This window comes from Klebsiella sp. OBRC7, assembly GCF_000293135.1.
Taxonomy (GTDB): Bacteria; Pseudomonadota; Gammaproteobacteria; order Enterobacterales; family Enterobacteriaceae; genus Klebsiella; species Klebsiella michiganensis.
Window position 1 is genome coordinate 24,892 of record NZ_ALNJ01000138.1, and the last position, 23,784, is coordinate 48,675.

Here is a 23,784-nt window from a genome sequence, read left to right on the forward strand (position 1 = left end):
GGGCAGCTTTTTTCGCGCTTCGTCGCTAAGCCGCGCGCCCGGCATAGCGGCGGTTCGCCAGCAGGCTCAGGCCGCAGCACAGCAGATAATAAACCGCGCCGGTAAAGACAAATATCGCCAGCGGGTAAATCTGCACCCGATTATTGACCTGCCCGGCGACGGTGGTCAGTTCCGGCACATTGACGATAAACGCCAGCGAGGTGTCTTTAAGCAGGCCGATAAATATCCCGACCAGCGACGGCTGAACGTTGCGCAGAGCCTGCGGCAGCAGAATAAGGCGCAGCGCCTGTCCGGGGGAAAACCCCTGGGTCAGCGCCGCTTCATACTGCCCGCGGGGCAGCGATTGCAGGCCCGCCAGCACCGAGTGCATCACCGACGCGGCGGTAAACCACGCCAGCGCCACCGTGACGGTGACCGCGCCCGGCAAATCGCTGCCGGTGAGCATGGGCAGCAGATACCACAGCCAGAAAATGACGAAGATCAGCGGGATGCCGCGAATAATCTCCGCCCACAGGAAGAGCAGCCGCCGCACGATCCCGTCGTAGCGCCAGGCAATGGCCGCCAGCAGCACGCCGCCCGGCAGCGCCAGCGCGGCGGCGCCGATAGCCATCAGCAGCGTCAGCACCACGCCGCCGGGAATACCGTCCGCCAGCCGTCCCCACAGCAGATAATCGAGGTTATCGACAATAACCGCCAGGTTAGCGTTCATAGCCGGCTCTCCTTTGCTGATCTCTTCCCGGACCGAGACGCGTCAGCGCCACGCCCATGAGTACGCCAAGCGCCAGATACAGCGCGGTGCCGACGGCAAACGCCTCCAGCGCATGCGCGTTGTAGCTCTCGATTTGCCGTACCTGATAGGTCAGTTCGGCGAAGCCGATACCGCTCGCCAGCGAGGAGAGCTTCATCAGGTTCAGATACTGGCCGATAATCGGCTGCCAGGCGTTAGCCAGCCCCTGCGGCAGCAGAATGTGGCGCAGCTCCTGCCATGGCGTAAACCCCTGCGACAGCGCCGCTTCCCGCTGGCCGTGGCTAACGGCGCGCAGCCCGGAGGCGATCTCTTCGATCAGAAACGCCGAAGTAAAGACCCCGAGTCCCCACATTGAGCAGAGAAACTCCGGCGTCAGCCACCAGACGTTGCCCGGCAGAATCGACCAGCTGTGGTCGTCGTTGATAAAATCTCGCGCCCCCAGCGGCAGCAGATTCCAGGCGGCAAAATACCAGAACAGCAGCTGGACCAGCAGCGGCGTATTGCGGAACAGTGAAACCCAGGCCGCTACCAGCCAGCGGCCGGGCCTGCCGCCCCCGAGACGCAGCGCCAGCAGCAGGATGGCCAGCACGGTCGCCAGAATCATCCCCGCGACGCTGACCCAGACGGTAGTGAGAAAACCGGAGATGATCCACTGCAGCGGCTGCCCGCTCAGCACGCCATGCCAGTCGAGATGTGGGATCACGCCTCACTCTCCTGGTGCAGCGGATCGAGCACCTTCTGCAGGAAACGGCGGGTGCGGGCGTGCTGCGGCCGGGCGAAAAACTCGGCCGGCGGCGCGACTTCGAGAATATCGCCGCCGTCGATAAACACCACCCGATCGGCAATCTCGCGGGCGAACTGCATCTCGTGGGTCACCACCACCATGGTGATCCCGCTGTGGGCGAGGGTTTTCATGACCTGCAGCACTTCGCCGATCATCTCCGGGTCCAGCGCCGACGTGGGTTCATCGAATAGAATGATCTGCGGCGAGGAGGCGAGGGCGCGGGCGATCGCCACCCGCTGCTGCTGACCGCCCGAGAGCTGGGCAGGCATCTGCCGGGCTTTATCCGCCAGGCCAACCTGGCTGAGCAGCGCCAGCGAGCGCTCGCGGGCGGCGTTTTTGCTCCAGCCGTGAACGCGTTCCAGCGCGAGGGTAATATTCTCCTGCGCCGTCAGATGGGCGTAGAGATTAAACTGCTGAAAAACAAAGCCGACCCGGCTGCGTAGCTGGCGCAGGGCGCTGCCGGTAAGCTGGCGCGTCGGTTTGCCGTCGATCAGTATTTCGCCGCCGCTAAGGGATTCCAGCTGATTGATCAGGCGGATCAGGGTTGATTTGCCGGATCCCGAAGGGCCGAGGATCGCCACCACTTCGCCGGGTTCAACCTGTAAATTTACGCCGTTCAGCACCCGATGGTCGCCGTAGCTTTTGGCGACATCGCGAAACTCAATGCTGGCGCGCTGCAGATGCGAAAAATCCGCGGACGATGCCGCGGAGCGTGAAAATAGAGCCGATAACATCATCTTTCTCTGCTTATTTCGCTTCGATAGTAAAGGCGCGCGGCTGCGGGGTTTTGGTGCTCGGGCCAAACCAGACGTCGTAGATTTTGGCCGCTTCACCGCTTTTTTCCAGCTTGACCAGCTCGTCATTTACCGCTTTCAGCAGGGCCGGTTCCCCTTTCTTCACGCCGACGCCAATCTCTTCTTTGCTCAGCAGGTCGGGGATGATTTTGAAGTTAGCTTTGTCCGGCGCTTCTGCCAGCAGTCCGGCGAGGATGGTGCTGTCCTGGGTGATGGCCTGCACGTTGCCGTTACGCAGGGCGGTCAGCGCCAGCGGAATATCGTCATAAGAGAGCACGCGCGACTGCGGGAAACGCTGATGCAGCGCCTGCTCCCCGGTGGTGCCTTTTACCGCGCCGATGCGCGCTTTGCTGTAGTCATCGAGCTTATCCGGCGATTTTGCCGGGACGAGGAACTGCTGGCCGGTCACGAAGTAAGGTGTTGAGAAATCAATCACCTGGGCGCGTTCCGGGGTGATGGTGATATCGGCGACGATCAGGTCGGCCTTACCGGATTGCAGCAGCGGAATGCGGTTGGCCGGGTTGGTGGCGACCAGCTCCAGCTTGACGCCGAGCGATTTTGCCAGCGCTTCGGCGAAGTCCACGTCGTAGCCGACGATTTTATGCGTTTTCGGGTCTACCGAGCCGAACGGCGGGTTGGCGTCGAAGGTGGCGACTTTGACCACGCCGGCGGCTTTGATATCGGCTAATTGATCGGCCTGAGCCTGCGCGGCGAGCACCAGCATGCCCAGCGCCAGCGCGATTTTTGTTTTTGCAATGCGCATTGTTATTCCCCTGAATCCCTGTTTTGTTTTGTGTTTATCACGCTCCCACAAATCGCCCGTCGGCGGCAAAGAAGAAAAAGTTCTTATCTATAACGAAAAAGAACTTAACAAAGTTGTGGATATTGTTTACCTGGCTTTGTGCTACCAAACTGGGAGACATTCCGTCAGCTATTGGTGTCTTTCTGAAACTACAAGACTCGCAGCGATGCCCTGGTGCCCGCTGAAATCGGCGAACCGGAGGTCGGAAGACAAGGGCTGGCCGCCAGGGATGGCGGCCAGAGGCGAATCGAGACAGCGATGTCGAGTTGAGCCGACCGCAGGCTGAGGACCGGGAGGTGAGCGCAGTGCGCAGCACCGATTTCTTTGCGGGACCGCGGGGATTGTAAAGGGGGAGACGGTTTTCTCCCCCTTTACCCGTTCACCTACCACGTTGAGACATTTTCTGCGGAATAATAGTGAACGGAACCCCTGCACGCTTTCCCGGAGGCGGCGCTTGACGCGCCTGTCCGGGCTACCAAACCGAGGAAAAGTAGCCCGGATAAGACGTTTACGTCGCAATCCGGGAAAGGCCCCAATATGCATCCCACAGAATTACAAATCCGGAATTGATATTTCCCGGCCGCCGTCAACTGTGGTTGAAATAGACACAGGCAAAAATGCTTCCCGACGGAGGAGAAAAATGAAAGTGGCGCTGTGGCAACGCATAACGGGCTGGCTGGCTTCTTTATCTGGATCCGGCGGTGAAGCCGGTCAGCAGGATACCCAACGCATCATGGAGGCAATATTACCGGTCGCCAGTCTCTACGGAATTGAGCTCGGCAACGTTGAAACAAGGTGGTTTCGCCATGATAAAACATACTGAGCGGCGCAGGACGCGTGAAGCCTACTGGAACGAGGTGTGCTTTGTGTAGCGCGAGGCTGTTTGCGGTTGCGGCGACGCAGGAAGCGAAGCCGCAGCCCTGAACAGCTTTATCCCCCCAGATACATCCGTTTGATTTCCGGATTCGCCAGCACCTCCGGCGCCGGACCAGAGAGCATAATCTTCCCATTCTCCAGCACATAGGCGCGATCGGCGATGGTCAACGCCGCCGTGGCGTTCTGCTCTACCAGCAGCACGGTAATATTCTCTTCCCGCAGCTGCTTAATCGTCGCAAACAGCTCCCCGACAATTTTCGGCGCCAGGCCGAGGCTTGGCTCATCGAGCATCAGCAGTACCGGCTCGCTCATCAACGCTCTGGCGATCGCCAGCATCTGCTGCTCGCCGCCGCTCATGGTTCCCGCCATCTGGCTGCGCCGCTCTTTCAGCCGGGGAAACAGGCTGTACATGCGATCGCGCAGGCGGGTAAAGCCGGCGAGATTGTTGTAGGCCCCCATGCGCAGATTTTCTTCGATGGTCAGGTTGGTAAAGATGCGCCGTCCTTCTGGCACCAGCGCCAGCCCCTTACGCACAATCTGATGCGTCTGGCTGCGGGAAATATCCTCGTTGAGAAAATTGACCCGCCCCGTGGAACGCACCAGGTTGACGATCCCGTTGAGGGTGGAGGTTTTCCCGGCACCGTTGCTGCCGATAAGGGTCACAATCTCCCGGTCGTGAATATCAATATCCACCCCTTTCAGCCCCTGAATCACGCCGTAAAACACTTTTAACTCGCGCGCGCTAAGCATAACGAACGTCCCCCAGGTAGGCGGAAATCACGTCCGGATCCTGAATGGCTTCGGACATCAGGCCGCTAAACAGCGGTTTGCCGTACTCCAGCACCATCACCCGCTCGCACAGCTTGTTGACGAACGGCATATCGTGCTCGATCAGCAGTACGCTGAGCTGATAGTCGTTACGCATGCGGAAGATCAGATCCGCCAGATCCTCCGTCTCTTTCGGGTTCATCCCGGCGGCGGGCTCGTCGAGCAGCAGCAATTTTGGCGACGTCGCCAGCGCGCGGGCGATCTCCACCTTGCGCTGGTTACCGTAGCTGAGGTTGGTGGCCTGCACGTTGGCGAAATGGGCGATACCGATATCGTCCAGAATCGCCATCGCTTTGGCCTTTGCTGCCCGCTCGGCGGGGAAGTAGCGGCCAATATGCAGCGCCGCTTCCAGCAGCGAATAGCGGCTGGCGCTGTCGAGGCCGACCATCACGTTTTCTAATACCGTCATCGAGTTGAACAGGCGGATATTCTGAAAGGTGCGGGCGATCCCGGCGTTGACCACCCGGTTCGGCTTCAGCCCCTTCAGCGACTTTCCCGCCAGGGTCACGCTGCCGCTGGTCGGCTTATAGTTGGCGGTGATGACGTTGAACATTGTGGTTTTGCCCGCGCCGTTGGGGCCAATCAGGCCAAAAATTTCCGCCTCGTCGACGTGGAAACTGACGCTGTCGATGGCCCGCAGGCCGCCGAACTGCATGGTCACGTCCTGCACCTGTAAAATGACCTTATTTTGCGCCATAGCCGCGGCCCCTTTTACCCACTTGCCAAATCTCTTTTTTGCCCAGCAGACCTTCGCGGGCGAACAGCATGATGATCAGCAGCAGTAGCGAGAACACCACCATCCGCAGGCCCGGATACGCGCCGAGATCGTGACCGAAGAACTGGAGCGGCTGGTCGAGAAAGCGCAGCCACTCGCCGCTGCCGACCACCAGTACGGTGCCGAGCAGCGCGCCGGTGGTGCTGCCCAGGCCGCCGAGCACGATAATAATCAGCAGCTGGAAGGTGAGCATAAAGTCGAAAAGGCCCGGCGAGATGGTGGTCAGCAGCGAGGCCAGCAGGCCGCCGCCGATCCCTTCGAAGAAGGCGCTGGTGGCGAAGGCGCAGGTTTTAATGCGAAACGTGTTCACGCCCATGGCGATAGCGGCGTCTTCGTCGTCGCGCACCGCTTTCATCATTCGCCCGTACTTCGACCACACCAGCTGCAAAATCATCCCGGTCGCCAGCAGGGCGAACAGCCCGCACCAGAACAGGAGATGCGGCTGCTGCGGAATATCGTTGAGGCCAATCGCGCCGTTGGTGATCTGCGGATTGTTGATAGCGAGGATTTTAATGATAAAGCCGAAGCCGAGGGTCACAATCGCCAGGTAGTCGCCGCGCACGCGGAAGACCGGCAGGGCAAGGCAAACCGCCAGCGCCGCCGCGCACAGGCCGCTAATGAGCAGCGCGGGCAGGAACCCGGCGTGCAGCACGAGGATCCACGGACTGGGGGCGGCCATCTCAAACATATCCAGCTTGCTGTCGCTGGGGAGGATCAGCAGGGCGGTGACGTAAGCGCCGACCGCCACAAAGCCGTTGGGCTCCAGCGACAGCTGGCCGGTCACGCCGTTGATCAGGTTATAGCTGACCGCGAGGATCATAAAGACGAAAATGGTGCTGATGACGCGAATAATGTAGTCGTTGAAGACGACGTTGATCCCGGCCAGCAGCGCGACGCAGAGAGCAATAATGACCAGGTTGCGCAGCTGCGCCCCGGCGGTAGTCGTAGCGTTGAGCATCAGAAACGGCTCCTTTCCAGACGTTCATCGCCCATAATGCCAACCGGGCGGAACAAGAGGACCAGAATCAAGAACATAAAGGCAAAGGCGTCTTTGTAACCGCCCAGCTCGGGAAACAGAGCGACCGCCACCACCTCGGTAAAGCCGAGAATAAAGCCGCCGAGCACCGCGCCGGTGACGCTGCCGATTCCGCCGAGCACCGCGGCGGCGAAGGCCTTCAGGCCGATCAGCACGCCCATCAGCGGGTCGATGGTCGGGTAGCTGATGGAGTAGAACACCCCGCCCAGCGCCGCGAGGCTGCTGCCGAGGGCGAATACCAGCGAGATAATGCGGTTGGCGTCGATGCCCATCAGGCGCACGGTATTAACGTCGAAGGCTACCGCGCGGATCGCCATCCCGTAGCGGGTGCGGTACAGCAGCCAGAGGATCGCCAGCAGCAGCAGGACGGTGATCAGCGGCACGATCCACGCCACGTTGGTGATAATCACGTCACCAAAGGCGCGGGTGTTGTTGAAAAATTCCGGTGCGGAAAAGAAGCGCGAACTGCCGCCAAACAGCACGTTGAACAGGTTTTCGAGGAAGAAGCTGACGCCGATGGCGGTGATCAGCATGGAGATTTTTGATGCCTGACGCAGCGGGCGATAGGCCACCCGGTCGATCAGCATGCCGAACAGGCCGCACAGCGCGAGGGTCAGGAAAACGGCTACCCCGAAGGGTAGCCCAATGGAAGAAAACAAAAACAGGGTGGTAAACGCCCCGACCATCATTACGTCCGCATGGGCGAAGTTGATCAGGCGCAGCACCCCATAAACCATCGTATAACCGATGGCAATCAGGGCGTACATGCCCCCAAGGCTCATTCCATTGACCACTTGCTGGAGAAAAATGGCACCATCCATCTGATATCTCTCTTATTTTCCCTAAATAATTCGAGTTGCAGGACAAAACGGTTAACCGTTTTGAACAGCGCTTGCGCTGGCCCTATAGGAGCGAGGCTCATGGATGAGCCGAGTAACACAGCCAGCGCACATGCAACTTGAAGTATGACGGGGTTAAGGATTAACCACGGTACGAAACGCCAGCTTGCCATCCTTCACTTCGTTGATGACCGCGCTGCGGATAGCGTCGCCGTTTTGTAACGTCAGCGTGCCGGTTACGCCCTGGAAGTCCTTAGTGGCGCGAATTTTTTCGTTAACGCAAACCCGGTCGTGCGGGTCGCTGCACTGGTTCATGGCGTTGATAATGACGTTATAGGCGTCCGCCGCCATCGCGCCCCAGGTGTGGGTCGGCTGCTGGTATTTGGCTTCCCAGGCTTTGATAAACACCTCGCCCGCCGGCGTTTGCTCTTTAGCATTCGGCGAGTAGTAGTCGGTGGTCATATAGCCGTTGACCGCGTCTTTGCCGACGTCAAAAAAGACCTGATCTGCCGCCAGCCCGTCGCCGCCGACCACCGGCTTGCTCAGCCCCAGCTGCTTCGCCTGTACGGCGATCAGCGCCCCTTCGGTGTAGTAGATCGGCATGTAGATCATGTCGACGTTCTTCGCCTTCACGCTGGCCAGCTGGGCCTTAAAGTCTTTGCTGCCGCCGGGGGCCTGAACTTCGATAGGTATGGTGCCGCCGTTTTTCAGGAACTGCGTGCGGAAGGCCTTCGCCAGACCGACGGAGTAGTCGTTGCTGCTGTCGAAAACGATGGCGGCGGTTTTGGCCTTCAGATCGCGCGAGGCGAGGTTAGCGCCGACCACGCCCTGGAAGCTGTCGGAGAAGCAGACCCGGCTGACGTAAGGATGGTTGCGGGTGACGCGGTCGTTGGTGGCGGTTGAGGAGACCAGCGGCGTTTTGCTGTCGTCGGCGATTTTGGTCATCGCCAGGGTATTGGAGGAGGTGACTTCGCCGATCACCGCGTCGACTTTATCGCTGGAGACCAGGCGCTGCATGGCGTTAGCGGCTTCGACCTTGTCGCTCTTATCGTCAATCACGATAAGCTTCACGGTGTCGCCGTTTTTTAACGTCGGCGTAATGCTCTGGATAATATCCAGTCCTTTTTGCGACGGCTGACCGTAGCCGCTCAGCGCGCCGCTCAGTGGCAATACCACGCCGATTTTAATTTCAGCCGCCTGCGCGCTGCTGGCACCGACCCACGCGGCAACCAGCGTGGCCATTAAAGACGCTTTCCCGGAAAACTTGTTCATTGTTACCTCACCGTCGGTCGATTATTTATACCCTTCATACTTCAAGTTGCTTGTGCGTTGGCTTTCCTCGCTCACCCCAGTCACTTACTTCAGTAAGCTCCTGGGGATTCACTGCGTCGCCGCCTTCCTGCAACTCGAATTATTTTGGGTATATCTTTAACTATCAATGACTGCATAACATTGAGACATAATTCACCAGGATATCCGGCGAATTATTGGCTGTTATGTTGAATAGATAACGAGATATATTTAATGCGCAGAATTACCTTACAACGTCCGTTTCGTTTTTACTCATGCAATATTCTTATTACCTGCAGGAAAGGGCATAAGGCTGATGAAAATACTGTTTTTGATACGGTGAACGCATTTTGCCAGGTGGCGGCTGACGCCTTACCCGGCCTGGAAAACCCGCAATTTCAGCGCGCGCCCGAATATAATATCCAGGTGCGCCCGATAATATTAAAAATCTATTCTGCTGCCCGCGTGAATTATTATTTTAACTGGCTCAACGGTTTTATTTTTCCATGCAGCGCCGGATTATCGCTTTCATCTTTCAGGCGCACTCCGGTAAGCCGCCGCAAAAAGGCCTGCTCCAGTAGCCAGGCCAGCTTAAATGCGGCGGCATCAAAGCTCAGCCCTTCCGGACGGATATTAGAAATACAGTTGCGCTCCGACTCCAGCCGCTGTCGATGCGGCTGCCAGGTTAAATACACCCCGAGGCTATCCGGCGAGGAGAGCCCGGGCCTTTCGCCAATCAATATCGCCACCGCTCTGGCCTTCAGCGTTTCGCCGATATCATCGCCCAGCGCGACCCGCGACTGGTGCGCCAGCACCACCGGGGCCAGGCTCAGGCCGAGGGTTTTTAGATAGGGCAGCAGGGCGCTAATCAGCGGCACCGCCTGGCGCTGCACGGCGTACGACGACAGCCCGTCGCCAATCACCAGCAGCAGGTCGGCGGGACGCGCGCCGCTGGCGGCGAGGTCGGCGCGGCTCTCTTCGTTCAGCTGTCGCCCAAGATCCGGGCGATTCAGATAGACATGGCGATCGCTGGCGGCGCTGCGCACGGTCAGCGTCGACAGCCCCAGCTCCGCCAGCGGCTGGACTAACTGGTCGCTGGCGAAAGGCTGGTGAATGGCATCGCGCGCCCGGGCGTGGGCGAGGCCGAAATTCAGCACTTCGCGGGTCGGCAGGCTGGCGCCGCTGCGCCCCAGCGCAATCCGCGCATCGGTAAATTCACGCAGCGGGTTCCAGGCGTCGGGAGGATTCATACCGGTTCTCCTTGCGGCAGGACGGAAAGCAGCGGATGGCGGGCATCGGTCAGACGCAGCGCGCCGTGGCGGTCAATAATTTGCATCTTCGTCAGCCAGTCGGCGAACTCAGGCGCATGCTGCAAGCCCAGCAGACGGCGGGCGTAAAGGGCATCATGGAACGAGGTGCTTTGGTAGTTAAGCATAATATCGTCAGCCCCCGGAACGCCGATCAAAAAGGTCAGCCCGGCCGCGCAGAGCAGCGTCAGCAGGGTATCCATATCGTCCTGATCCGCTTCGGCGTGATTGGTGTAGCAAACGTCGCAGCCGATGGGCAGCCCCATCAGTTTGCCGCAGAAGTGATCTTCCAGCCCGGCGCGGATAATCTGCTTACCATCGTACAGATACTCCGGGCCGATAAAGCCCACCACCGTATTGACCAGCAGCGGCTCAAAATGGCGGGCGACGGCATAGGCCCGGGCTTCGCAGGTCTGCTGATCAACGCCGTGGTGGGCGTTGGCGGAAAGACAGCTGCCCTGGCCGGTTTCAAAATACATCACGTTGTTGCCCAGCGTGCCGCGGTTCAGGCTAAGCGCCGCTTCCCGCGCTTCCTGCAGCAGCGCCAGATTAATGCCGAAACCGCTGTTGGCGGCTTCGGTACCGGCCACCGACTGGAACACCAGATCCACCGGCGCGCGGCGCTCAATCAGCTGCAGGGTGTTGGTGACGTGGGTCAAAATGCACGACTGGGTGGGGATGGCGAAGCGCTGAATAATATCGTCAAGCATATGGTTCAGCTGCGCCAGCACCGGCAAGCTGTCGCTGGCCGGATTGATGCCGATCACCGCGTCCCCGGCGCCGTACAGCAGGCCGTCGAGCATGCTGGCGGCGATGCCTTTCATATCATCGGTCGGATGATTGGGCTGCAGGCGCACGCTCAGGCGCCCCGGCAGGCCGATAGTGTTGCGAAAACGGGTGACGACCCGGCATTTGCTGGCGGCGAGGATCAGATCCTGATTGCGCATCAGCTTGCTGACCGCGGCGGCCATCTCCGGGGTTATCGCGCGGGCGACCTGGCGCAGCGCCGCTTCATCGGTGGCGTCGTCGAGCAGCCAGTCGCGAAAATCGCCGACCGTAAGATGGCGAATCGCTGCGAAGCCCCGGGCGTCGTGGGTATCGAGGATCAGCCGGGTCACCTCATCCTGCTCGTAGGGAATCAGCGGATTATCGAGAATCTCCGTGAGAGGAACCTCCGCCAGCGCCATTTTTGCCGCCATCCGCTCTTCAGCGGAGCCGGCGATAACGCCCGCCAGCGCGTCGCCGGAACGCGCAGGAGAGGCCTTCGCCATCAAGGTTTTCAGACTATCAAAACGCCATACCTGGCCCGATAGCGTGGTTTTATACATGTGTCGCCTCCTCAGGAGACCGTACGCAGCTGCGGATCCACCGCCGCGCGCTGGCGGGCCGCTGCGGTCTTGCGAAACCACAGGTAGCCGCCGAGCATCATGGCGGCGAAAATCAGCGCCAGCAGGGTGTTATACCAGACCATCGCCACCAGGCAGAGTACCGCCATGGCCAGCGCGAAGGCCGGAGCCCACGGATAGAGCGGCGCGCGGAACGGTCGAATCAGCTTCGGCTCGCTGCGGCGCAGTTTAAACAGCGCCGCCATCGAGGTGATATACATAACAATAGCGCCAAATACCGACATCGTGACGATACAGGCGGTCAGCGGCATCCCGCTAATGGTGATCAGCGAATCGGAGAAAATGGCGGCGATGCCCACCACGCCCCCGGCGAGGATCGCCAGATGCGGCGTGCGGGTGCGGCGGTTCAGCGTCGCCAGGCTGGCGGGGAGATAGCCCGCGCGCGCCAGCGAGTAAATCTGCCGCGAGTAGCCCATGATAATCCCGTGGAATGAGGCCACCAGGCCGAAGAGCCCCAGCCACACCAGCATATGCAGCCAGCCGCTGCTGTTGCCGACCACCATTTTCATCGCCTGCGGCAGCGGGTCGTTAATATTGGCCAGGGTTCGCCAGTCGCCCACGCCGCCGGCAAAAATCATCACGCCAATCGCCAGCACGGTCAGGGTCAGGATGCCGCCGCCCAGCGCCCGGGGAATGGTGCGCTGCGGATCCTTCGCCTCTTCGGCGGCCATCGATGCGCCTTCAATCGCCAGAAAGAACCAGATAGCGAACGGGATGGCGGCAAACATCCCCGGCAGCGCCAGGCCGCTGAAGCTCTCCGCGCCCGCCCAGCCGTTAGCGGTAAAGTGGCTCCAGGAGAAGCCCGGCGCGACAACGCCCATAAACACCAGCAGTTCGAAAATCGCTAATAACGTCACCACCAGCTCAAAGGTCGCGGCGATACCCACGCCGAGAATATTCAGCGTCATAAAGATGATGTAGGCGCCGCAGGCCACCCATTTGGGGTCGAGCGCCGGAAACTGCACGTTAAGATAGGCGCCGATGGCCATGGCGATGGCGGGCGGGGCGAAGACGAATTCAATCAGGGTCGCGAAGCCGGCGATAAATCCGCCGGTCGGGCCAAAGGCGCGGTAGGCGTAGGCAAAAGGCCCGCCCGCATGCGGAATGGCGGTGGTCAGCTCGGTAAAGCTAAAAATAAAGGCGCAGTACATCGCGGCGATGGCCAGCGCGACGATCATAAAGCCCAGCGTCCCGGCCTGGGACCAGCCGTAGCTCCAGCCAAAATACTCTCCGGAAATAACCAGTCCAACGGCGATCCCCCATAAGCGGAAACTGCCGAGCGTTCTTTTTAGCGTTGTGGTTTGCTCTGTCATGTTCGTTGCCTCGCCCGATAAAGATATCGGGAGGGTTGCAAAGAGAATGCCAGGGCATACCACCGATAAACGCGGCGGTTTACGCCAACGAGGATCAAAAAAGGTGCAGACCGCGCCCGGCGGGAGAGTCGCCGTGGTGCAGCTGCCCGCAAATGTGGCGTTACTGGCGCCAGCTTCTTTTTTGCGCCATCGCGCCAGGCCGCTTTGCAATTTGGCGACAGGCGGGGTATAAGGAATCTCTTATCTGGATGTTTAGATGTCTATACGCCCATGAGGTCAAATGCAAACAACACAACAACAAGGTGGGCAGCTTAAGCGCACCATGAAGACCCGCCACCTGATCATGCTGTCGTTGGGTGGCGTTATTGGCACAGGGCTATTTTTTAATACCGGCTATATCATCTCCACCACCGGAGCGGCGGGTACGCTGCTGGCCTATCTGATTGGCGCGCTGGTGGTCTGGCTGGTGATGCAGTGTCTGGGCGAACTCTCGGTGGCGATGCCGGAAACCGGGGCGTTCCACGTCTACGCCGCGCGCTATCTCGGCCCGGCGACCGGGTACACCGTCGCCTGGCTTTACTGGCTGACCTGGACCGTGGCGCTTGGCTCAAGCTTCACCGCCGCCGGATTCTGCATGCAGTACTGGTTCCCGCAGGTGCCGGTATGGGTCTGGTGCGTGGTGTTCTGCGCGGTGATTTTCGCCCTCAACGTTATCTCCACCCGCTTCTTTGCCGAAGGTGAATTCTGGTTCTCGCTGGTGAAGGTGGTCACTATTATTGCCTTTATTATTCTCGGCGGGGCGGCGATCTTCGGCATCATTCCGATGCAGGATGGCTCCCCGGCGCCGGGGCTGCGCAATCTCACCGCCGAAGGCTGGTTCCCGCACGGCGGTCTGCCGATCCTGATGACCATGGTGGCGGTTAACTTCGCTTTCTCCGGCACCGAGCTTATCGGCATCGCGGCGGGGGAAACGGAGAATCCGCACAAAGTCATTCCGGTGGCCATTCGCACCACCATCGCCCGGCTGATTATCTTTTTTATCGGTACCGTCTTCGTGCTGGCGGCGCTGATCCCGATGCAGCAGGCGGGAGTCGAGAAAAGCCCGTTTGTGCTGGTGTTCGAAAAGGTGGGGATCCCTTACGCGGCGGATATCTTTAACTTTGTGATCCTGACGGCGATTCTGTCGGCGGCCAACTCTGGCCTCTACGCCTCCGGGCGGATGCTGTGGTCGCTCTCCAATGAAAAAACGCTGCCGGCCTGTTTTACTAAATTAACTAAAAACGGCGTGCCGCTGACGGCGATTTCGGTGAGCATGCTCGGCGGCGTGCTGGCGCTCTTCTCCAGCGTCGTGGCCCCGGATACGGTGTTTGTTGCGCTGTCGGCGATTTCCGGCTTCGCGGTGGTGGCGGTATGGCTGAGCATCTGCGCCTCGCACTTTATGTTCCGCCGCCGTCATCTGCAGCAGGGGAAGGCGCTAAGCGAACTGCACTACCGCGCGCCGTGGTATCCGCTGGTGCCGGCGCTGGGATTTGTGCTTTGCCTGGTGGCTTGTGTGGGTCTGGCGTTTGACCCGAGTCAGAGGATTGCGCTGTGGTGCGGGATCCCGTTCGTGGCACTGTGTTATGGTGCGTATTATCTGACTCGTTCACGGAAATTCACCCAGGAGCCTCAACATGTCGCAGAATAATCCGTTAACCGCCCTCCTTGAGGCAAAGCCCTTTATCCTGCTGGACGGCGCGATGGCGACGGAGCTGGAAGCGCGCGGCTGCAATCTTGCCGACAGCCTGTGGTCGGCGAAAGTGCTGGTCGACAACCCGGAGCTTATCCGCGAAGTTCACCTCGACTATTTCCGCGCCGGCGCGCAGGTGGCGATCACCGCCAGCTATCAGGCCACTCCGGCAGGTTTTGCCGCCCGCGGCCTTGATGAAGCGCAGTCGAAAACGCTGATCGGCAAAAGCGTTGAGCTGGCCCGCAAGGCGCGGGAGGCGTATCTGGCGGAAAACCCGCTGGCGGGCGCGCTGCTGGTTGCCGGCTCAGTCGGGCCGTACGGCGCCTTCCTGGCGGACGGCTCGGAGTATCGCGGCGATTATCTCCGCAGCGATGAGGAATTTCAGGCGTTTCATCGTCCGCGCGTGGAAGCGCTGCTCGATGCCGGGGCCGATCTGCTGGCCTGCGAAACGATGCCCAACTTCGCCGAGATGAAGGCGCTGGCGGAGCTACTGACCGCCTATCCGCGCGCGCGGGCGTGGTTCTCGTTTACCCTCCGCGATGCGCAGCATCTCAGTGACGGCACGCCGCTGCGGGAAGTGGTTGGGGTGCTGGCAAACTATCCGCAGGTGGTGGCGCTGGGCATTAACTGTATCGCGCTGGAGAACACCACCGCCGCGCTGGCGCATCTGCATAGCCTGACGGCGCTGCCGCTGGTGGTTTATCCTAATTCCGGGGAGCACTATGACCCGGTATCCAAGTCCTGGCATCACCACGGCGAAGCCTGTGCAACGCTGGCGGAATATTTACCCCAGTGGCTGGCGGCGGGGGCGAAGCTGATTGGCGGCTGCTGCCGCACGACGCCGCAGGATATTGCCGAACTGAACGCGCGGCGTTGAGTTTACGCCGGGTGGCGGCTGATGCCTTACCCGGCGGACAACGTGCACGAATCGTAGGCCGGGTAAGCGCAAGCGCTACCCGGCATCAATCATCCGGCATCCGCTAACACAAACATCCCGTACGGGTGGATTTCGAGATAGTAATGCTCGCCGACGTCCGGCTGCAGCCGCGTCGCATTCACCTGCAGCAAAATTTCCTGCCCGTGCCACTCTACCGTCACCTCGTACTGCGGCCCCATATAGGCCACGTGACGGATCGTGCAGCGCTGGCTCTCATCGCCGCGATCGCTCAGGGTGATCGCCTCCGGGCGGACGCCGACGCTGCCCTCGCCGTGGGCGGCAAAATGCGGCGGCCTCGGCAGCCGATAGCCATAAATATCGACGAAACCCTCGCTGAAGGCGGCCGGGAACAGGTTGGCATCGCCCATAAAGCTCGCCATAAAGCGCGACGCGGGCTGGCGGTAAAGATCCTGCGGCGAGCCGATCTGCATGATATGCCCCTTATTCATCACCAGCACGGTATCGGAAACCGCAAAGGCTTCGCTTTGATCGTGGGTCACGTACAGCGAGGTAATATCAAACTGCTTTTGCAGTTCGCGGATCTTATCGCGCATGCTGCGCCGCAGGTTGGCGTCGAGGTTACTTAACGGCTCATCAAACAGCAGCACCTTCGGCTTGAGGATCAGGGCGCGCGCCAGCGCCACGCGCTGCTGCTGGCCGCCGGAGATCTGATCGACATAGCGGTCTTCGAATCCTTCCAGATCCACCATCGCCAACGCCTCTTTCACCCGCGCTTTGACGTCGCCGCGCGGCACGCCGAGCATCTTCAGTCCGTAGCCGACGTTGTCCCCCAGCGACATATGCGGGAACAGAGCATACGACTGAAACACCATACAAATATCGCGCTGCTGAATGGAGCGATGGGTGACGTCTTCACCGTCAATGTAAATCTGCCCTTCGCTCGGTTTTTCCAGCCCGGCGACCAGGCGCAGGATGGTGGTCTTGCCGCAGCCGGAAGGGCCGAGCAGCGTCACCATTTGCCCCTGCGGGATGGTGAGATTGATATTGTCGATAACCATGTTGCTGCCGAATCGCTTGGTGACGTTGCGCAGCTCAACAAAATTTTTCTGACTCATAGAGCGCTCCATTACGCCTGGTTTTTGGCTTTTGACCGGGAGATACGCGCTTCCCCGATCAGCCAGTCAAAGATGAAAATAATCGCCAGCATCACTACGATCAGAATCGATCCGTAGGCGATCGCCACGCCATATTCGCCGTCTTCCACCCGGTTGAGGATATAGGCGGTAGCGACGCGGGTGTCCGGCGTCACGAGGAACACAATGGCGCTGACGGTGGTAATGGCGCGTACAAAGCTGTAGATCAGCGCCGAGAGGATCGCCGGGCGCAGCAGCGGCAGCAGAATGTGCGTGATGGTGCGCAGGGAACCCGCGCGCAGGCTGAGCGAGGCTTCGTCGAGCGATTTGTCGATCTGGCCTAAACCGGCAATGCCTGCCCGAATGCCCACCGGCACGTTACGCATCACCATCGAGATAATCACTATCGCCGCCGTTCCGGTGAGGTACACCGGCGCGCTGTTAAAGGCGAGAATATAGGAGACGCCCGCCACGGTGCCCGGCACCGCGAAGCACAGCATGGTGGTGAACTCGATGGTCTTTTTGCCTTTAAACTGCTGACGCACCACGATCCAGGCGATCAGCAGGCCGAAGGCGGCGGTGATCGGCGCGGCGATCCCGGCATACAGCAGGGTATCAAGCAGTGAAGGCCACGCCCCGTCGCTCATCCCCTGGCCGAACAGCTTGATGAAGTTATCCAGCGTCAGGGTGTAGTCCACGCCCCAGTTAACGGTAAAGCTGCCGTAGAAAATGCTGCCGTAGAGCAGGGCGTTAAAGGCGATCCACACCGCCAGAATGGCGATCACGCTCCACACCAGGGTCACCGGCAGCGGCTGCACGTCGCCGCGATAAGACTTGCCGGAAACCGTGACGTAAGAGCGCTTGCCAATCCACATATACTGAATGCAGAACACCAGCAGCGAGAACAGCAGCAGGAATGCGCCGAGGGTACTGGCGGCCTGATAATCAAGCTGCGAACCGGTGATATAGAAGTAGATTTGCGTCGCCAGCACGTCGAAGTTGCCGCCGAGCACCAGCGGGTTGCTGAAGTCGGCCAGCGACTGAACGATGACGATTAAAAACGCGTTCGCCAGCGCCGGTTTCAGCAGCGGGACGAAGACGCCATTGAAGGTCTGCCAGCGGCTGGCGCGCAGGGTGTACGACGCCTCCTCCAGCGACGGATGAATGGTCTTAATCGCGCCGTCGAGGATCATAAACGCCATCGGGGTGAACGCCAGCACCTGCGCCAGCCAGATGCCGGTAAATCCGTACAGCCAGTTAGTGTTGGTTAAGCCGAACCAGTCGACCATCAGTTCGGTGACGTAGCCGGAACGGCCCATCATCAGGGTAACGCCGAGGCCGACGACAAAGGGCGGGGTGACGATCGGCAGAATCGAGAAAATGCGGCCGATAATCGCGCTGCGCTTCGCGATGCGGGTGGTGTAAATCGCCAGCACCAGACCAAAGAAAGTGCAGCCGATGCCTACCGCAATCGACAGGGCGATGGAGTTGAGGATCACCTGGACAATATGCGCCTGCGACAGCACGGCCATAAACGCCAGCGGGGCAAACTCGCCGGCGTCGTTGGTGAACATCGGGATAAAAATGGCGATGCTCGGCCAGACGATAAAGACGCCGATTAACGCCACGATGGTGACCAGCGAACCAATCACAAAGCGGTCGCCGCCCAGCCATTCCAGGCGGGTGAGCGCCAGGGTCATGATGGCGCCCAGCGCGACAAACAGCACGAGGGTGGCGTAGCCTAACCCACGGCCTTCCAGGGTGGCGCTGACGACAATAAACGCCATACATAAAAATGCCCAGCCGGCGTCGAGGTAGTGGCGGCTGCGCTGCTCTCGTCTGGCTTCCTGCCATGGACGAATCAGCAGCAGGCTCGGCAGGAGATACCACAGCCAGCTGATATTGAACTGTGACCAGCCGTAGGCCGCGAGAATTTCATCGCGCGTGGACTCCAGCAGACCGTAATCCAGGCTCCAGCTCGGCAGCAGGGCGAACGCCAGCCAGCCAAATAAAACCCAAAGGAATATCGCATCCCGCTTTTTCACGGGATGGAGTGCAAGTGTGTGTGACATAAGTTTTCCGGTGTTGTATGTAGGCCCGGTAAGCGTGAGCGCCACCGGGCATTAACCGCAAAATGTGGGCTTATTTACCCATCTTCACTTCGCTAACCCATTTATTGATGAGCGCTTTACGCACGTCCGTTGAGCCGTATTTGTCCATGTCGTAGTTGATAAGCTTCAGGTCGTCGAGCTTCAGCGAGTTCGGCGAAGTTTCGGCGGTGGTGTTGGTCAGGATCTGATAAGACTTGCCTTTCTTCCACGCCAGCTCCTGGGCCTCTTTCGACAGCACCCAGTCGACAAACAGTTTGGCGTTGTCGAGGTTGCGTGCGCCCTTCAGAATGCTCACGCCACCAATTTCGTAGCCGGTGCCTTCGCACGGCGAGATCAGCTCCAGCGGCGCGCCCTGTTCTTTTTCCAGCGAATAGTCGTGCAGGAAGCCGATACCGATGGCCGTTTCGCCGCGGGCGGCGTTGCGCGCCGGGGCGATCCCGGATTTCGTGTACTGGGAGACGTTAGCGTTGAGCTGTTTAAGATAATCGAAAGCCTGATCGTCTCCCCACAGCTGGGCGAAGGTCGCCAGCGCGGTGTAGGCGGTGCCGGAACTCTGCGGGTCGGCGATCTGGATTTCGCCTTTGTATTCCGGTTTGGTCAAATCCTTCCAGCATTTTGGCACCGGCAGATTTTTCTCTTTCAGGCGCTGGGTGTTCACGCCGAAGCCGAGAATGCCGACGTACACCGCCGAGGAGTAGTTGCCTTTCAGCTTCGCCGGATCGCGGAACTGCTCCATCACCTGCGTAAGATTGGGCGATTTATAGGGCTGCAGCAGGCCCATTTCGCCGGCCTGGGACTGCGGGTCGAGGGTGCCGCCGTACCAGACATCCGCCTGCGGGTTTTTCTTCTCGGCATCGACCTTCGCCAGCGTGCTGCCGGAGCCGTTGCGAATAAACGAGGTTTTTACGTCATATTTTTCGCCGAAGGCTTTAGTTTCCGCCTCACACATTTCGTTGGTGGCGCTGCAATAGACCACCAGACGACCTTTGGCGTGCGCCGCGCCGCTTAACGTCGCCAGCGCAATGCCGGAAGCAATCAGGGTAGTGACCAGCGTTTTTTTCATTATTTTATCCTTTGAGCAGCAGAGGTAGTAATGCTCGCCATCAGCAGCGGCATTAGTAATAAACCCATCAGTACCGCGGCGACGGAGAGTAAACTGAACATCCCCGACCAGCCGTAGCGTTCAATGACCAGCGACAGAGGCCAGCCCGCCAGCGCTGCCCCCAGATAGGCGAACAGGCCGAGAAATCCGCTGATTGACCCCGCCGCCGCTTTGTGTCCGCACTCCACCGCCGCGAGGCCAATCAGCATTTGCGGGCCAAAAACGAAGAAGCCCACCGTAAAGAAACAAACCGCCAGCAGCGCGTAGTGGTGCACCGGCGCCAGCCAGAGCGCGGCGACCGAGACCATCAGCCCCAGCGTGAACAGTAAAATCATCGGCGCCCGCTGGCCACTGAACAGCAGATCCGAGCCCCATCCGGCGAACAGCGCCCCGAGCAGACCGCCCGCTTCAAACAGCATCACCGTGGCGTTGGCGCTGAGCAGATTGACGCCGTGGCTCTCCGTCAGCCAGATGTTGCCCCAGTCGTTGAGCGCGATGCGGATCAGGTAGACCAGCACATAAGAGACGCCCAGCAGCCAGATCATCGGGTTCTTCAGCATCGTGGTGCGCAGCATCTGCCACAGCCCCATCGGCGGGCTTTGCCGCTCCTGGCGCAGCTCCAGCGGGTCGTTACGCCAGGCGCCCACCGACGGCAATCCCTCTTCGCGGGGCGTTCCTTTCAGCTGTAGCGTTAACCAGATGCCTGATGCCATGCTGATTATCCCCGGTGCCAGCATCGCCGCCTGCCAGCCCCACCAGTGGGCGGCAAAGGCGCTAATCAGCGGGATAATCGCCCCGCCGATGTTGATCGACATATTCCAGCAGCCCCACCAGAAGCCGCGTTCGTTGCGCGAGTACCAGTGGGTTAGCAGGCGGGCGCAGGGAGGCCAGCCCCAGCCCTGAAAAAATCCGTTCAGCGTCCAGACCGCCAGCAGCAGCGTCAGCGACTCGCCGAAGGCGAACACCACGTTCAGCAGACCGGTGGCGAACAGGCCCGCGCCCATAAACCAGCGCTGTCCGTGGCTGTCGTGCCACAGTCCGGCGGCAAACTTTGACAGGCCGTAGGTCAGATAAAACAGCGACCCCAGCAGGCCGATGTCGCCTTTATCCAGACCCAGATCCGTTTGCAGCGCCGGCAGAACGTAGTTGACGCTTTTGCGCGTCAGGTAAAACGCCGCATACCCGATGACCATGTACATCAGCAGCTGCGGACGCAGCGTTCGGTAATGGTGATTAATGTCGGTTGCTGAGCGTGCGTGCATAGCCGTCTCCGTTTTGCTGACTATAGGAAAGTGAAATCGAAAGGGGATGAGAGAAAGTCCGGAGTGACTAAGACTTTTTCCTGGTTAGCCGGCTGTTTGTTGCAAATTTGTGGGCAAGTTAACAATTACGCGTGTGCCGCGCTGCGACTCCAGCGTCAGCTCTCCGCCGAGGGCGCTGACCCGTTCGCGCATGCCCTGAATGCCGAAGCCGGCCATTTGGTCGGCGCGAAGGCCGATGCCGTTGTCTTTTACCTCCAGGCGCAGCAGCGCGCCCTGCTGAAACAGGGCAATGGCGACCTCGCTGGCGTCGGCGTGCTTACAGACGTTGTTAAGCAGCTCCTGCAGCAGCCGATAGAGAGTGAAGCGCACCGTTTCGCTCTCCGGCGTGGCGGTGAGCCGGTAGTCAAAGCGGCAGCGGATACCGCGCTCGGCAAAGGCAAACTCATTGAGCAGATGGTGCAGCGCCTCTTTAAACGACAGCTCATCGAGGGCCGGAGGGCGTAGCTGGCGCAGCAGCTGGCGGGTGGAGTGGTGAATACGCCGGGCGAGATCGTTAATCTGGCTGGCGGCGGCCTGGGTTTGCGCCGGATCGCGCGCCCGCTTCACCAGCTGCGACTGGATCTGAATGGCGGTGATGTTCTGGCCGATTTCGTCGTGCAGCTCGCGCGCCAGGCTTTTGCGCGTATCCTCTTCGGTATGGATCAGCTTTTCGGCCAGCGCCCGCCGCGCCGCCAGCTCCGTTTCCAGCCGCTGGCGGTAGTGGTGCAGGTTTTGCGCCAGGTGCTGCTGGCGGCTGATGGCAATGCCCAGCCCGATGCCGAGCAGCGCCTGGGTGGCCAGAAAAATCTCCAGCTCCACCAAATTGCTGAATCCAACGCCAACCTGGCGGGCGATGGTGATCATCATGCTGCCCAGCAGGCCGGAGAGGACGCCGCCCTGCCAGCCGAACTTCCACGCCATCACCACGTTGGGCAGAAACACCACAATTAACAGCAGGCGCTCGATTTCCGGCGACAGTACCATCTGGGTGCCGATGCCGATGATAAAGAACAGGCTGCACCAGATGATCAATGAGGTGCGCAGCGGCGGATTGTTGGTATCCAGCCCCAGCAGATGGTAGCGGTGCTGCTGGCGCAGGAATTCAAAAATCAGATAGACAAACGGCGTCAGCAGCACCCCGCCGGTAAACGAGGCCAGGCCGAGCATCATCGCCGGGCTTTTCACAAACGGCGACAGCAGGGCGGTGTTGAGCAATGCGCTGGCGGTAACCGTCGCCAGCAGCAGCGTCAGCCGCTGCCAGTAAAGGGGAAAGCGATGCCAGAACTGCTGGGCGATGCCGGCGGGGAGCAGGCCGATCAAGGGCGCAGCCAGCAGAAGATAGCCGTTCAGCAGCTGTTCGCCGTGCAGCCAGAGCAGCATCAGCACCGGAGGCAGCACCAGCGCGGGCCAGTAGCGGCGCGAAAGCAGGATCAGCAGCGCCAGATAGACGCCGTGCGGCAGGAACAGCGCCGCCTGCTGGCCGTTATGGGTCAGGTAAAACCCGAGCGTCCACAGCATCAGCCAGCCGCTTCCCCAGGCCAGCACGATGAACAGCGAAATCACCCCGTGGCGAAGGCTGCGCGGCATTAATGACCCGCCAGCAACTGGTGGTCGAGGGCGAAATGGACCAGATCAATGGTGCTGTGACACTGCAGTTTGCCCAGCACGTTGGCGCGATGGACGTGTACCGTCTTGTGGCTGAGCTCGAGCTTAAAGGCGATCTCCTTGACGCTGTCGCCTTTAACCAGCAAATCAAACACTTCGCGTTCACGCGGGGTCAGCACTTCCAGCACCTGCGCCGGTTGTTCTCCGCCGCGCAGCGCCCGCAGCGCATCGGCGCACAGGTAGTGTCCACCCATACCGACGGAACGCACCGCCTGGACCAACTCTTCCGGGCCGCAGCGTTTGGTCAGATAGCCGCTGGCGCCGGCATCAAGGGCGCTCTGCACGAAGGTTGGGGTGTCGTAAATGCTGAGAATAATGGCGCGAAACTGCGGCTTTTGCGCGCGCAGGCGCTTTAGCAGGCTCAGGCCGTTCTCATCCGGCATGGCGATATCCATGACCGCCACGTCGACGTCGTCGCGCAGCAGCACCGGCCAGGCTTCCGCCGCGCGGCTGAACTGGCCAGCCACCTCGAGATCCTCTTCGAGGCTGAGTAACTGCGCAAAGCCTGAACGCACCACCACATGGTCATCGACCAGCACCACTCGAATCATGTTTCTTCTCTCTCTGCGCATCATGGTTCTATGATGCCTGCCGCCGCTACGCTGGCAATCAATCAGGCGCAGTTATGCAACGAATGTAACAAAATCGCAATACACTTCATCCTTCAAGCTGCCTCTTTGTTGGCTTCGTTTGCCCGCCCCGGTCACTGACTTATGTCAGCTCCCGGGGACGAACAACCTTGCCGCCTCGATGCAGCATGAATGATTTTGTGTATAAGCATTGCCGCTTTTTTTCTAAAAACGCTTTGTTCTTAGCAAGATGTTTTAATTCCTTTATCAAATTCAGGCGCAACGAAATACTGCCCCCATAACAAGACAGGGGAGCAGACAACATGGTTTTTTCATCGCGTATCACACTCATTGCCGCGCTGGCGCTCGCGGCGTTCCAGGCCCAGGCGGTCAACGTTACCGTGGCGTATCAGACCTCCGCCGAGCCGGCGAAAGTCGCCCAGGCGGACAACACCTTCGCCAAAGCGAGCGGGGCGAC

At 60.0% G+C, this 23,784-nt stretch carries 21 protein-coding genes and 2 pseudogenes; 5 read left to right on the forward strand and 18 right to left on the reverse strand.

From position 1 onward, the window contains the following. Positions 1-25: 25 nt before the first annotated feature. Genes HMPREF1144_RS26005 through HMPREF1144_RS26020 form a run of 4 tightly spaced genes read right to left on the reverse strand, consistent with a single transcriptional unit; the run spans position 26 to position 3,089 of the window. The gene (locus tag HMPREF1144_RS26005; protein WP_009654512.1) at positions 26-709 is read right to left on the reverse strand and encodes an amino acid ABC transporter permease; all 684 of its coding nucleotides are present in this window, start codon (positions 707-709) and stop codon (positions 26-28) included. Beyond that, positions 699-1,451, reverse strand: a complete 753-nt coding sequence (locus HMPREF1144_RS26010; protein WP_004848103.1) for an amino acid ABC transporter permease — start codon at positions 1,449-1,451, stop codon at positions 699-701. The genes HMPREF1144_RS26005 and HMPREF1144_RS26010 overlap by 11 nt, the downstream gene beginning before the upstream one ends. Further along, entirely contained in the window at positions 1,448-2,266 is an 819-nt protein-coding gene (locus tag HMPREF1144_RS26015) for an amino acid ABC transporter ATP-binding protein (RefSeq protein ID WP_004848104.1), read from the reverse strand. The genes HMPREF1144_RS26010 and HMPREF1144_RS26015 overlap by 4 nt, the downstream gene beginning before the upstream one ends. Before the next feature lie 13 nt (positions 2,267-2,279). After that, entirely contained in the window at positions 2,280-3,089 is an 810-nt protein-coding gene (locus HMPREF1144_RS26020; RefSeq protein WP_004099328.1) for an ABC transporter substrate-binding protein, read from the reverse strand. Positions 3,090-3,768: 679 nt separating this feature from the next. Here HMPREF1144_RS26020 and HMPREF1144_RS26025 point away from each other — a divergent pair. Then, positions 3,769-3,951, forward strand: a complete 183-nt coding sequence (locus tag HMPREF1144_RS26025; RefSeq protein WP_004129481.1) for a hypothetical protein — start codon at positions 3,769-3,771, stop codon at positions 3,949-3,951. Between the two features lie 107 nt (positions 3,952-4,058). Here the strand turns inward: HMPREF1144_RS26025 and HMPREF1144_RS26030 are convergent, their stop codons facing one another. The 5 genes from HMPREF1144_RS26030 to HMPREF1144_RS26050 form a co-directional block, all read right to left on the reverse strand. Beyond that, positions 4,059-4,754 carry an ABC transporter ATP-binding protein gene (locus HMPREF1144_RS26030; RefSeq protein ID WP_004848112.1) on the reverse strand — a complete coding sequence of 232 codons (696 nt, stop codon included), beginning with the start codon at positions 4,752-4,754 and terminating at the stop codon, positions 4,059-4,061. Continuing rightward, positions 4,747-5,529, reverse strand: a complete 783-nt coding sequence (locus HMPREF1144_RS26035; protein WP_004848113.1) for an ABC transporter ATP-binding protein — start codon at positions 5,527-5,529, stop codon at positions 4,747-4,749. Before HMPREF1144_RS26035 ends, HMPREF1144_RS26030 begins: the two co-directional genes overlap by 8 nt. After that, a complete protein-coding gene (locus HMPREF1144_RS26040) occupies positions 5,516-6,565 on the reverse strand; it encodes a branched-chain amino acid ABC transporter permease (RefSeq protein ID WP_004848115.1) in 1,050 nt (349 codons plus the stop codon). Before HMPREF1144_RS26040 ends, HMPREF1144_RS26035 begins: the two co-directional genes overlap by 14 nt. Next, positions 6,565-7,464, reverse strand: coding sequence for a branched-chain amino acid ABC transporter permease (locus HMPREF1144_RS26045; protein ID WP_004099333.1), 900 nt, complete (start codon positions 7,462-7,464; stop codon positions 6,565-6,567). The genes HMPREF1144_RS26040 and HMPREF1144_RS26045 overlap by 1 nt, the downstream gene beginning before the upstream one ends. A 153-nt stretch (positions 7,465-7,617) precedes the next feature. Beyond that, a complete protein-coding gene (locus HMPREF1144_RS26050) occupies positions 7,618-8,724 on the reverse strand; it encodes an ABC transporter substrate-binding protein (RefSeq protein ID WP_024359092.1) in 1,107 nt (368 codons plus the stop codon). A 183-nt stretch (positions 8,725-8,907) separates the two neighbouring features. On the opposite strand from HMPREF1144_RS26050, the pseudogene HMPREF1144_RS33840 reads away from it, so the two are divergent. Next, positions 8,908-8,985: pseudogene (locus HMPREF1144_RS33840) on the forward strand (hypothetical protein); the annotation flags it as partial. A 260-nt stretch (positions 8,986-9,245) separates the two neighbouring features. Here the strand turns inward: HMPREF1144_RS33840 and eutC are convergent. From eutC to eat, 3 genes are read right to left on the reverse strand one after another with little or no spacing between them, the layout of a single operon-like run. Continuing rightward, positions 9,246-10,022 carry an ethanolamine ammonia-lyase subunit EutC gene (gene eutC / locus HMPREF1144_RS26055; RefSeq protein WP_004848116.1) on the reverse strand — a complete coding sequence of 259 codons (777 nt, stop codon included), beginning with the start codon at positions 10,020-10,022 and terminating at the stop codon, positions 9,246-9,248. Then, positions 10,019-11,407, reverse strand: coding sequence for an ethanolamine ammonia-lyase subunit EutB (locus HMPREF1144_RS26060; protein ID WP_009654513.1), 1,389 nt, complete (start codon positions 11,405-11,407; stop codon positions 10,019-10,021). Before HMPREF1144_RS26060 ends, eutC begins: the two co-directional genes overlap by 4 nt. Before the next feature lie 11 nt (positions 11,408-11,418). Then, a complete protein-coding gene (eat, locus tag HMPREF1144_RS26065; protein ID WP_004129501.1) occupies positions 11,419-12,798 on the reverse strand; it encodes an ethanolamine permease in 1,380 nt (459 codons plus the stop codon). Positions 12,799-13,078: 280 nt separating this feature from the next. Here eat and mmuP point away from each other — a divergent pair, with 280 nt between their 5' ends. After that, a complete protein-coding gene (mmuP, locus tag HMPREF1144_RS26070; RefSeq protein WP_009654516.1) occupies positions 13,079-14,485 on the forward strand; it encodes an S-methylmethionine permease in 1,407 nt (468 codons plus the stop codon). Further along, positions 14,472-15,404 (forward strand): homocysteine S-methyltransferase, encoded by a 933-nt coding sequence (mmuM, locus tag HMPREF1144_RS26075; RefSeq protein ID WP_009654511.1) that lies wholly within the window; start codon positions 14,472-14,474, stop codon positions 15,402-15,404. Before mmuP ends, mmuM begins: the two co-directional genes overlap by 14 nt. Positions 15,405-15,493: 89 nt before the next feature. Here the strand turns inward: mmuM and fbpC are convergent, their stop codons facing one another. From fbpC to HMPREF1144_RS26105, 6 genes are all read right to left on the reverse strand, one after another. Next, a complete protein-coding gene (fbpC, locus tag HMPREF1144_RS26080; protein ID WP_004848124.1) occupies positions 15,494-16,540 on the reverse strand; it encodes a ferric ABC transporter ATP-binding protein in 1,047 nt (348 codons plus the stop codon). 11 nt (positions 16,541-16,551) lie between these two features. Next, a complete protein-coding gene (locus tag HMPREF1144_RS26085; RefSeq protein ID WP_004848127.1) occupies positions 16,552-18,630 on the reverse strand; it encodes an ABC transporter permease in 2,079 nt (692 codons plus the stop codon). Positions 18,631-18,700: 70 nt separating this feature from the next. Next, positions 18,701-19,732: an ABC transporter substrate-binding protein gene (locus tag HMPREF1144_RS26090; protein ID WP_004133724.1), complete on the reverse strand. Its 1,032-nt coding sequence runs from the start codon at positions 19,730-19,732 to the stop codon at positions 18,701-18,703. Continuing rightward, a complete protein-coding gene (gene uhpC, locus HMPREF1144_RS26095) occupies positions 19,732-21,057 on the reverse strand; it encodes an MFS transporter family glucose-6-phosphate receptor UhpC (protein ID WP_224250390.1) in 1,326 nt (441 codons plus the stop codon). Before uhpC ends, HMPREF1144_RS26090 begins: the two co-directional genes overlap by 1 nt. Before the next feature lie 60 nt (positions 21,058-21,117). Then, the gene (locus HMPREF1144_RS26100) at positions 21,118-22,659 is read right to left on the reverse strand and encodes an MASE1 domain-containing protein (RefSeq protein ID WP_009654518.1); all 1,542 of its coding nucleotides are present in this window, start codon (positions 22,657-22,659) and stop codon (positions 21,118-21,120) included. Beyond that, complete coding sequence (locus tag HMPREF1144_RS26105; RefSeq protein ID WP_004848132.1) at positions 22,659-23,288, reverse strand: response regulator transcription factor; 630 nt, start codon at positions 23,286-23,288, stop codon at positions 22,659-22,661. The genes HMPREF1144_RS26100 and HMPREF1144_RS26105 overlap by 1 nt, the downstream gene beginning before the upstream one ends. A 341-nt stretch (positions 23,289-23,629) precedes the next feature. Between HMPREF1144_RS26105 and tauA the strand changes: the two are divergent. After that, positions 23,630-23,784 (forward strand): annotated as a pseudogene (gene tauA / locus HMPREF1144_RS26110) (taurine ABC transporter substrate-binding protein); the annotation flags it as partial.

Bases quoted from the DNA above. Each gene is read 5' to 3' on its own strand.
- fbpC (WP_004848124.1), bottom strand. From the start codon at position 16,540: ATGAGTCAGAAAAATTTTGTTGAGCTGCGCAACGTCACCAAGCGATTC.
- eutC (WP_004848116.1), bottom strand. From the start codon at position 10,022: ATGAATCCTCCCGACGCCTGGAACCCGCTGCGTGAATTTACCGATGCG.
- HMPREF1144_RS26045 (WP_004099333.1), bottom strand. From the start codon at position 7,464: ATGGATGGTGCCATTTTTCTCCAGCAAGTGGTCAATGGAATGAGCCTT.
- eat (WP_004129501.1), bottom strand. From the start codon at position 12,798: ATGACAGAGCAAACCACAACGCTAAAAAGAACGCTCGGCAGTTTCCGC.
- HMPREF1144_RS26035 (WP_004848113.1), bottom strand. From the start codon at position 5,529: ATGGCGCAAAATAAGGTCATTTTACAGGTGCAGGACGTGACCATGCAG.
- HMPREF1144_RS26005 (WP_009654512.1), bottom strand. From the start codon at position 709: ATGAACGCTAACCTGGCGGTTATTGTCGATAACCTCGATTATCTGCTG.
- HMPREF1144_RS26015 (WP_004848104.1), bottom strand. From the start codon at position 2,266: ATGTTATCGGCTCTATTTTCACGCTCCGCGGCATCGTCCGCGGATTTT.
- mmuP (WP_009654516.1), top strand. From the start codon at position 13,079: ATGCAAACAACACAACAACAAGGTGGGCAGCTTAAGCGCACCATGAAG.
- HMPREF1144_RS26105 (WP_004848132.1), bottom strand. From the start codon at position 23,288: ATGATTCGAGTGGTGCTGGTCGATGACCATGTGGTGGTGCGTTCAGGC.
- HMPREF1144_RS26090 (WP_004133724.1), bottom strand. From the start codon at position 19,732: ATGAAAAAAACGCTGGTCACTACCCTGATTGCTTCCGGCATTGCGCTG.
- HMPREF1144_RS26025 (WP_004129481.1), top strand. From the start codon at position 3,769: ATGAAAGTGGCGCTGTGGCAACGCATAACGGGCTGGCTGGCTTCTTTA.
- HMPREF1144_RS26040 (WP_004848115.1), bottom strand. From the start codon at position 6,565: ATGCTCAACGCTACGACTACCGCCGGGGCGCAGCTGCGCAACCTGGTC.
- HMPREF1144_RS26020 (WP_004099328.1), bottom strand. From the start codon at position 3,089: ATGCGCATTGCAAAAACAAAAATCGCGCTGGCGCTGGGCATGCTGGTG.
- HMPREF1144_RS26060 (WP_009654513.1), bottom strand. From the start codon at position 11,407: ATGTATAAAACCACGCTATCGGGCCAGGTATGGCGTTTTGATAGTCTG.
- HMPREF1144_RS26100 (WP_009654518.1), bottom strand. From the start codon at position 22,659: ATGCCGCGCAGCCTTCGCCACGGGGTGATTTCGCTGTTCATCGTGCTG.
- mmuM (WP_009654511.1), top strand. From the start codon at position 14,472: ATGTCGCAGAATAATCCGTTAACCGCCCTCCTTGAGGCAAAGCCCTTT.
- HMPREF1144_RS26030 (WP_004848112.1), bottom strand. From the start codon at position 4,754: ATGCTTAGCGCGCGCGAGTTAAAAGTGTTTTACGGCGTGATTCAGGGG.
- HMPREF1144_RS26050 (WP_024359092.1), bottom strand. From the start codon at position 8,724: ATGGCCACGCTGGTTGCCGCGTGGGTCGGTGCCAGCAGCGCGCAGGCG.
- HMPREF1144_RS26085 (WP_004848127.1), bottom strand. From the start codon at position 18,630: ATGTCACACACACTTGCACTCCATCCCGTGAAAAAGCGGGATGCGATA.